Here is a 4,363-nt window from a genome sequence, read left to right on the forward strand (position 1 = left end):
CTTCATCAGCGTAAGTTAGAACTGTTAAAAAATACAAAAAATACACTACTAGAAAAGATGTTTGTATAGGAGGATTTATGTTTTTTACTAATGAGCAAGAATTTGAAGAAGCAATAGTTAATAGTTTGCAAGAGTATGGTTGAAAAGGTTTTGTTGACCCCAAAAACTTATCAAAAAATTATGATATTGTTTTAAATAATGTAAAAGAATACAAACTTATTGAGAACTGAAAAAATATTTTATTTGAAAATAATAAAGATATTTTAAATGGTGTGCCTCTATCTGATGATGAAATGGAACAAGTTCTTAATCAAATTAAAAAATGTAATACATTTGTCGATTCTAATGTTTTAATAACTGGAGAATTTATAGGAATAACAAGAACAAACAAAGAAGATCCAAATAAACTAGGTAAAGAAGTTAAATTAAGAATTTTTTATAGACATGATATTAATGCAGGTAACAACATATATCAAATCGCAAGACAAGTAAGCATAGGCACTAATGATGGTGAAAAAAGAGCTGATCTAATGTTGTTATTCAATGGAATGCCTTTGATTCATATTGAATTAAAAAACAATAATACAGATTTAAATAAAGCAATTATTCAAATACAAAATTATTCGAAACTAGGCTTTTACAAAGAAGGTATTTTTAAATTAGTTCAAGTTATTGTTGCAATGAAACCAAATGAAATGGTGTACATGCCAAATGTTAACAATAACAAAGATATAGTAGAAGATAAGTTTTTAAGATGAACAGATGAAGATAACAATCCAATCACTCATTGACTTGATTTAATTAAACAATTTTTAAGTATTCCAGCAGCACATAGAATGATATCAGATTACACAATTGCTGATAGTAGTGATAATAATTTAAAAGTATTAAGAAGTTATCAGGTTCATGCAGTTAATAAAATTCAAGAAAAGTTTTTTAAAAGTGAATTTTTTAAAGAAAAAAGTTCAAAAAGTGTTAAAGGGGGTCATATTTGACACTCAACTGGATCCGGTAAGACTCTAACTAGTTTTAAGCTTGCAACACTTTTACTAGAATGACATCAAGCAGATGTTGTATTATTTGTTGTTGATAGAATCGAACTTGGAATTCAAACAAAAAACGCTTTTAAATATTTTAATTCATCAAGTGAAATCGAAGTTTATGAAGTAACTTCAACTAATGATTTAGTCAAACAATTGACTACTGATTCTATAAAACAAAAACTTATTATTACTTCTATTCATAAACAATCAAGAGTTGATAAAGAAAATTATGAAAAGGCATTAAATAAAATATCAAAAAAAAGAATTGTATTTATTTTTGATGAGGCACACAGAACAACTTTTGGCGAAATGTATAAAAATATTACTGAAAATATTTCTAATTCAGTAATATTTGGATTTACAGGAACTCCAATTAGAAAAGAAAATGCTAAAAATGATTTAACAACTCAAGAAAACTTTGGACAATTGCTTCATAAATACACAATGAAGGAAGCTATTAAAGATAAAAAGGTTCTTCCATTTAACTGTGAATACAGATATATTGATAAAGTTTTATTACCTTTTATAGATGAATTCAAGCACTATGAAAAAACAAATAATTCTTACAGCGAATATGCAGAAAATGATTTAAAAAAAATAAAAAACTCGTTTTATGATAAAAATAAACAAATATTAAAATTTGAAAAAGATTTATTTGCGTTAGTAAATAATCAAAAACAGCAACAAATCAAACAAGAAGTTGTTAATGATATTTTAAACAGATGAAACAACAAAAGTTCGAACAAAAAATTTAGTGCAATTTTAGCAACTTCTTCTATTAAAGATGCAATTGAGTATTTTGATTTTTTTGAAAGTGAAACTAAAAATAGAAACTTTGATTTAAAATTTAGTGCTTTATTTGATCCTAGTATAGATATAACAGAAGAATCAACTGATTCTTCTAAAGGTTTAGCAAAATCAGATGCAATTAAGAGAATTATTACAAAATATAATAAAGATTTTAATACTAATTTTAATATTGAAAATAAAAAAGACCATGTTAGTTTTAAAGAAGACATACAAAGAAGACTAGCTCAGAAAGATCCATATATTAACATAGATAATAAAAAGAAATTAGATCTCTTAATTGTCGTTAATCAATTATTAACCGGTTTTGATTCTAAATATATCAATACAGTGTATTTTGATAAAACCTTAGAATATGAACACTTAATTCAAGCTATTTCTAGAACGAATAGAACTATAAAATCATTAGATAAACCTTATGGTAATGTGATTTTTTATAGACAACCAAGTTTAATGAGATGAAACATGGATGAGGCTTTAGAACTTTATGCAGGAGTCGATCCTGCTATGGCTGAACCTAAAAATTTAGAGATATTCTGTTCAAGAGTTGATAAAGCATTTAATGAAATTAAGGAGATTTTTAAATCTTGAAATTACCCTGAATTTGAAACAATTCCAGAACAAGAAAACATTTCAGCAGATGATGCTAAGAAATTATTACATCATTATCAAGAGTTAAGAATGAATTTAAATTCTGCTCAAATTCTTGATTTTAATTGAGAAAATGAACCTACAAAAATCTCTATGACTAAAGATGAATTTCAACTAATTAGCACAAGAATGAAAGAAATTGACTTTACAAAATTCGATTCAGTATCAACAAAACCTGATCAGATAGACATTTTAATTGAATTTGCTAACGTTGATAACTCATCAAGTTTTATTTATGTTGATGATAAATATATCAGAAGTTTAGCTATAGAAATACATAATATTAATAATACTTTAAAATCTGAAACAAATAATGAACAAATCGCAAAATTACAAATAGGACGTGATGAATTAAAAGAAAAATTATTAAAAGAAGTTTATAAATTCCCAAAACAATATCAGGATTTTGCTAAAGAGGGTGTTCATTTGTTAATTTCATCAAATTCAATTAATGAAATTAATGAATTTAGTTTATGACAATATGTTAGAGAACAAGCAAATAAGGAAAATGAACAACAAATTCAAGATTTTGCTGAAGAAATGAATTTAGATATAATAGAATTAAAAAACATAATTAATTCAGATGATAATATAAATTCTAACGGGAGATTGGATAATTTATGTGAAGGTAAATTAACTGACAAAATTAAAAGAATTCTCTCAAATAAATCTAACACATCTTTATTTAAAATAAAGCAAATTAATTTTAGAAGATATGTTAAAGAATTTATTGAGCAACAAAGAAAAAAATCAAAAATGCTTATATAGAAATCAAAATAACGTCACATTGGTGACGTTTTTTTATGCGTGGGTAATATTTTTAAATTAATTTAATGTAGATATAGATCTCATAACAAGATCTAGATCTTTATTTTCTAATTCATTAATAATGTGTAAATAAATTCTTTCAGTTGTATTCATACTAGAGTGACCTAATCTTTTAGCAACTGAAGCTATTGAGACTCCTGCATACAATAAAATAGATGCATGAGTGTGTCTTAGTCCATGAATGCTAATAGTAGGTACATTGGCTTTTTTACATCTTCTTGCTAATGTATCATTAATTGTAGAGTTAAATATTTTCTTTTTAAAAACAAATATTGGTTTGTTTTTTTCTAAATTTTGAATTAATGATGCAAATCTAGAAACAGTTTGTCAATCCAACTGAATTTTTCGAATTGAAGACTTATTTTTAGTTGGTAAAAAACCACCGTTTTCTTTATAATTTCATGTTTTCGAAATATTTAATAATTGCTTGGAAAAATCAAAATCTTCAGGAGTTAATGCAATGGCTTCTGAAAATCTCATCCCAGTTTTTGCAATTAAAAAAATTAGTCAGTCAAAATTTAATTTATCAGTAAGTTTTAATTGTTTTAATAGCAATTGCAGTTCAAAACTACTTAGAAATTTGATCTTTTTTGGTTTTGCAACTTTCCCTTTTATTACTACCTTTCTTGTTGGATCTTTATCTAATAAACCTTCATCAAAAGCATCAAGTAAACAACTTTTTAAATGATGGTGAAAATCCATTGTAGTTTGCCTTTCATGTGTTTTTGCATAGTCATTTATTATCTTTTGATATGTTGTTCGATCAAGATCGCACATTTTAATTTCAGGTGCTAATTTAATTATTCAATCTAGTGTTAATTCATACTTTTTAAAACTAACATTTCTTATAGAACCTCTTTTATAAACATTTATTCAATTCTGAAAATACTTATAGATTAAAATATCATTTTTTTTCATAATACTATCCTTTTTTTACCCACGCTGATGAAGAGTGATTAGTGAATCTAGGGTAGAAAATAAGGAGGAGATTTTGAATTGTTCATTAGATTTTGGAATATTATACAAATTTTGAC

Annotated in this window: 2 protein-coding genes; one reads left to right on the top strand and one right to left on the bottom strand. The window is 25.1% G+C overall.

The genetic code is table 4. The features are described from left to right. Positions 1-77: 77 nt before the first annotated feature. Complete coding sequence (locus tag BCF89_RS08705; RefSeq protein ID WP_111518917.1) at positions 78-3,269, top strand: type I restriction endonuclease subunit R; 3,192 nt, start codon at positions 78-80, stop codon at positions 3,267-3,269. A gap of 57 nt (positions 3,270-3,326) precedes the next feature. Here BCF89_RS08705 and BCF89_RS08710 read toward each other — a convergent pair whose 3' ends face one another. Next, the gene (locus tag BCF89_RS08710; RefSeq protein WP_111518919.1) at positions 3,327-4,247 is read right to left on the bottom strand and encodes a site-specific integrase; all 921 of its coding nucleotides are present in this window, start codon (positions 4,245-4,247) and stop codon (positions 3,327-3,329) included. Positions 4,248-4,363: the final 116 nt, after the last annotated feature.

The sequence above is a fragment of the Metamycoplasma auris genome (assembly GCF_003253435.1).
In the GTDB taxonomy this organism is placed as follows: Bacteria; Bacillota_I; Bacilli_A; order Mycoplasmatales; family Metamycoplasmataceae; genus Metamycoplasma; species Metamycoplasma auris.